This window comes from Neotabrizicola sp. VNH66 (assembly GCF_049445895.1).
GTDB lineage: Bacteria > Pseudomonadota > Alphaproteobacteria > Rhodobacterales > Rhodobacteraceae > Pseudogemmobacter.
This window is the reverse complement of the sequence record NZ_JBMSDW010000039.1, coordinates 1-5,571: the sequence shown is the minus strand read 5'-3', so window position 1 is coordinate 5,571 and position 5,571 is coordinate 1. Positions and strand designations below refer to the sequence as shown.

The following is a 5,571-nucleotide window of genomic DNA, read 5'->3' as shown; positions in this document are numbered from 1 at the left end:
TTCGATCCCGCCATGATCTGGGAGGCCGCGCCGACCGGCAAGCGTGGGCGGCAACCCGACTACAGCGACGCCGCGATCCAGACCTGTCTAACGATGAAGGTGCTGTTCGGGATGGCGCTGCGCCAGATGACCATCACCGCCACCCGCGACGTAACCTGTTCCCCGCACCCGCGGGGATGAACCGCCCGTGACCGCTTTTGTGACGGGCGTTGGCGCCTGTTCCCCGCACCCGCGGGGATGAACCGGTTCCAGTGCCGGCATATCTTGTGTCAGTTCGCTGTTCCCCGCACCCGCGGGGATGAACCGGTGGCCGCGGAACTGACCCGGGCCGAGGATCTCTGTTCCCCGCACCCGCGGGGATGAACCGTTTCCGGCGGAAGAAACCGGAAGAAGTCAGAGCTGTTCCCCGCACCCGCGGGGATGAACCGACGCATCCGTGCCATCAACGCCACGCGCGGTTCTGTTCCCCGCACCCGCGGGGATGAACCGAACTGATGGCATTCATTGCCCTGCAAAACGAGCTGTTCCCCGCACCCGCGGGGATGAACCGATGAAGCCGCTCTCCCTCGCCGCGGGTATGGGCTGTTCCCCGCACCCGCGGGGATGAACCGGCCGCCCCATGACCGCGCTTTTGCGCCCGAACCTGTTCCCCGCACCCGCGGGGATGAACCGCGTGACGAAACAGTATTGACAACGACATATGGCTGTTCCCCGCACCCGCGGGGATGAACCGATTTGCCGCATCGCCTCGGGCGTCACCAGCTGCTGTTCCCCGCACCCGCGGGGATGAACCGACGGATCGCCGCAGCCGATCCACACCAGCTGCCTGTTCCCCGCACCCGCGGGGATGAACCGGATCTTGTGGGACAGAGGACTTCGAGGAAGCCCTGTTCCCCGCACCCGCGGGGATGAACCGCTGCATTGCTGACGGCATTTCGGCAGGCGGATCTGTTCCCCGCACCCGCGGGGATGAACCGGTGGTCGGGGATCCAGTCCGGGTGGTCGGGGTCTGTTCCCCGCACCCGCGGGGATGAACCGGGCTGGCGCATGCCGGAGGGCGCGGTTGTGGTCTGTTCCCCGCACCCGCGGGGATGAACCGATCGCGCTGCCATGAGTCACGCCGCCACCACACTGTTCCCCGCACCCGCGGGGATGAACCGACCTTCGACATCGGCCGGGCTGCGCATCGGTCCTGTTCCCCGCACCCGCGGGGATGAACCGGCGTCGATCAGATCGGTGTTGAACCCATCGCCCTGTTCCCCGCACCCGCGGGGATGAACCGTCTGGCGCCGGGTCCGTCCCATCGCCAGCCAGCTGTTCCCCGCACCCGCGGGGATGAACCGCTCGATGCCGGCTCATAGCTCAGACGCCGATCCTGTTCCCCGCACCCGCGGGGATGAACCGCCTTCAGCCGGCGGCGCAGCAGCTGCGGTCAGCTGTTCCCCGCACCCGCGGGGATGAACCGCCGGCGCTGGCACTGGAGGACATCCATTTGTCCTGTTCCCCGCACCCGCGGGGATGAACCGGCCCGGCAGATACTGGTGGCCCAGATTGCCCACTGTTCCCCGCACCCGCGGGGATGAACCGCCATCCGGTCTGGTTCCGCCGCCCGTCAGACCCTGTTCCCCGCACCCGCGGGGATGAACCGGATACCGTTTGCACAACCCGAGAAACGGAAATCTGTTCCCCGCACCCGCGGGGATGAACCGCCGACAGCTGGGGCATGAACCGCTGGACCTATCTGTTCCCCGCACCCGCGGGGATGAACCGGTGTGAGGTCTGTCCGGAAAGCGCCACCTGAACTGTTCCCCGCACCCGCGGGGATGAACCGACCTTGAAGGTCTTGGACTTGACGATTTCAGACTGTTCCCCGCACCCGCGGGGATGAACCGAACATTCAAAGCACCAGCATCGGAGGGGGTGGCTGTTCCCCGCACCCGCGGGGATGAACCGCGGAGACTATGACCATGCGTAATTTCTGGATCCTGTTCCCCGCACCCGCGGGGATGAACCTCCGTGTCCGCTATCCCGACGACGAAACCTCGGCTGTTCCCCGCACCCGCGGGGATGAGCCGACACTGCGAATTTCCGCGCTTTTGCGCCTGAACTGTTCCCCGCACCCGCGGGGATGAACCGTCGGCCCAGTTTGGTGGTGGGGGCGGACATTCCTGTTCCCCGCACCCGCGGGGATGAACCGTATACGCATGGCCCCCGGTTGCGGCAATGGCGCTGTTCCCCGCACCCGCGGGGATGAACCGGGTGTAGAGGTATTCACAACGCTATTCGTAAACTGTTCCCCGCACCCGCGGGGATGAACCGCCATCGTCATAACCGGCCAGAAAATCGGTGTCCTGTTCCCCGCACCCGCGGGGATGAACCGAAATCATGCTGTGGGCCGCGCAACTGGTCCGGCTGTTCCCCGCACCCGCGGGGATGAACCGGCATCCATTTGGATCGGGAACACGGCCAAACTCTGTTCCCCGCACCCGCGGGGATGAACCGCCGGGATGGGTGCCGGATGGCGACTGGCGGCCCTGTTCCCCGCACCCGCGGGGATGAACCGACACTGGCCGATGCCGTCCGCCGCCAGCAACACTGTTCCCCGCACCCGCGGGGATGAACCGATCGACGCGGCCGGGCCGGTCTCTGCCACGACCTGTTCCCCGCACCCGCGGGGATGAACCGATCCGGGCCGAGGCCGAACGGGATGGCAGCCGCTGTTCCCCGCACCCGCGGGGATGAACCGAAATTTGCGATATCAGCCGCGTCAAGTGCCGTCTGTTCCCCGCACCCGCGGGGATGAACCAGGGCGGTGACAGCCACCACGCGCGCGGCCATCCTGTTCCCCGCACCCGCGGGGATGAACCGGCGCGCGACATCGCTTTGCATCACGGCGTGCCATGTTCCCCGCGCCCGCGGGGATGAACCGGCTGACCAGACCATCGGCACGACCACCGTGTCCTGTTCCCCGCACCCGCGGGGATGAACCGTTCTGGCGCAACGCATCTGGCCATCTGGTACCCTGTTCCCCGCACCCGCGGGGATGAACCGTTGATCCCGGTCCAGCAGGCCGCGCCGTTGTTCTGTTCCCCGCACCCGCGGGGATGAACCGATCCTGAAGGCGGATCCGCCCTATCAGGTGCGCTGTTCCCCGCACCCGCGGGGACAAACCGGGGCGCCGCTCCAGCGCCTCAGCCATCTGACGCTATTCCCCGCGCCCGCGGGGATGAACCGGGGTAGGCTGATAAGCCTGCACCTCTAGCAGTCTGTTCCCCGCGCGCCCGATCTGCGAGCGCGGAGCGCGATGCTCCGGTCCGGTCGGTGTTACAAAGACGGTTTGCGGTGCAAAGTCGCCTGTTCATAGGCATAGGCCATCGAAAGGATGGCCGCGTCATCCCATTGCTGCGCAAGGAAAATCAGCTCGAACGGTGCGCCGGAGGCATAATATCCGGCCGGAACCGTGATGCCGGGGATGCCCGCGATATTCAGCTCGCCCACCGTCGTCTCGCGGATCGCATCGCCGGAATGCAGGCCGGGGAGTTCCTCCAGCATCTGCGGATAGGCCAACGCATCGAGATCGTGGCGCTCAAACACCTCGCGCAACAGCCGCAGATAGGTGTCTTTCAGCGGAGTGAAGGCCGGCATCGCGGGCGGCGTCGCCGGGGACTTCAGCGCTTCAACGAAGTCCGGCAACTCGTGCAGATAGCCCAGGATCGCGCCCTTGGCGAAGGGGTTCTCGGACTTCGTCGCCTCGACAAACTCCTCCCAGGTCTTCAGCGCGGCATCGGGGCCAAGGCGCTGCAGATAGCAGGTCAGGTCATAGGGGATCGATTCAAGCCCGCGTCCGTCGAAGAACGGCGTGCCGGGCGTGATCTGACGATGGGTGTTGAAATCGGTGCCGGCGAAGGGAACTTCGATCAGGATGGCGCCCGCCGCCGCCAGTTCGGCCTTCGCGCGGTCATAAAGCGCAGCGGTCTCAGACGAGAGTTGATCCTTGCGCCAGCCGGGGCCGTAAAGGCCGATACGCTTGCCCCGCAGCCCGTCTTTCGAGAGGTTGGCGGCAAACCCACCCGGCGGGATATGCCCGACCGAGGCGAGGGTCTTCGGGTCTTCGGTCGTGAAACCGGCAATCGCATCAAGGCAGATCGCGGCATCTTCCACTGTGCGCGCGATCGGGCCGACCATATCACGATTGCCCGAAAGCGGCACGACGCCGGCATTCGGGACCATGCCGATGGTCGCCTTGATCCCGACCAGCCCCTGGGCCGAGGCCGGGTTCTGGATCGAGCCGCCGGTCTCTTCGGCAAGGCCGGCCAGGCAGAAATGCGCGGCGACAGCGCTGGCGGTGCCGGCGCTTGATCCGCCGGGCGCGCGGTCTTCCAGCACCACATTCAGCGTCGGGCCGGCCCAGCTGTCATTGGCATGGGTGCCGGTCCAGCTGAGGATCGGCACATTGGTCTTGCCAAGGATCACCGCGCCCGCCGCCTTCATCCGCGCCGCAACAGGCGCGTCCCGCTCCGGCATCAGATCGACACCGCCGGTGCCGGAATAGAGAAGCCGCCAGCCCGCGGTCGAGGGATAGCCGACCATATCCACGGTATCCTTGATCACCACCGGAATCCCCGCCAGCGGGCCAAGCGTTTCTCCCGCCGCCCGGCGCCGGTCGATGTCACGCGCCACATCAAGCGCGTCGGCACATTCAAAGATCACCGCATTATATTTGCCGTTCAACGCCTTCATCTGCGCGAGGGAGGCGCGGGTCAGCGATTCAGAGGTCATGCTGCCATCGGCAAAGGCGGCCTGAGCCTTTGCAATGGTCAGACGGCCAAGGTCGATCTGCGGGGTTTCGGCTTCGGTGGACATGGGGGCCTTTCCGCGCGGACAAGCGCAGCTTGCGCTCCGGCCGGCGGGCGGAGCGGGGATCTGTCAAAAGGCGCAGGATCGGAGCGATGCCATGGCAAGGGCTGCGAAAGCCTGATCCAAGGCGCGTCATCCGGTCGATGCGGGTGAAAAGCTGACATCCTTGTCAGGCGGGGGCGCGGGTGATGCGCGACGGCCTGGCCGCACTGCCCTGCCGGGACCTTGGCGTCATGTGGCGGGCGGGATGAAAAGCCCACAAAAGCCGCAGGACGCGCGATCAGGGATGATGTGACCCGTCATTCTGCCTGCCGTCAAGGTAGAATTTGCCGCAGACAGCGCCAGTTTCGCGGGAATGCGGAAATCCCTTGCAATCGGATTTGACAAGCGCCCCGGCTTCGGTCTTGATGATCCCATCCTTGAGCAGGGCAGCTCTCTCCCGATTGATTTCGGGCGGGAGCTTTTTGTTTTTTACGGGCCGGGAAGAGCGGACCGGGTTTCGGACGGGTGCATGGCAGACGACCCCTGGAGGATCGGCGTGATCATGTCGCAAAGCGGCGTGACGGGTGCGATCGAGCGCAATCAGCGGCTCTGTTGCACAAATCGCCTGAGGTCCAGAATTCCCCTTTCCCCAAGGCGGACTTATGCCACGACTTGCGTGACGGGTGTTCCGAGGACGGTAAAGACGTTCAGGACCGCGACACGGACCTGGAA

General features: G+C 66.0%; 1 protein-coding gene, 1 pseudogene and 1 CRISPR repeat array. Of the genes and pseudogenes, one reads left to right on the top strand and one right to left on the bottom strand.

The genetic code is table 11. The annotated features are described in order from the left end of the window. A pseudogene (locus tag ACO2Q5_RS23730) lies at positions 1 to 132 on the top strand (transposase); the annotation flags it as partial. A gap of 23 nt (positions 133 to 155) precedes the next feature. Further along, positions 156 to 3,234: direct repeats of the CRISPR family, unit length 29 nt; unit sequence CTGTTCCCCGCACCCGCGGGGATGAACCG. Between the two features lie 90 nt (positions 3,235 to 3,324). On the opposite strand, the gene ACO2Q5_RS23725 reads toward ACO2Q5_RS23730, so the two are convergent. Continuing rightward, on the bottom strand, positions 3,325 to 4,863 hold the full coding sequence (locus tag ACO2Q5_RS23725; protein WP_423295678.1) for an amidase: 1,539 nt from the start codon (positions 4,861 to 4,863) through the stop codon (positions 3,325 to 3,327). Between the last annotated feature and the right edge of the window lie 708 nt (positions 4,864 to 5,571).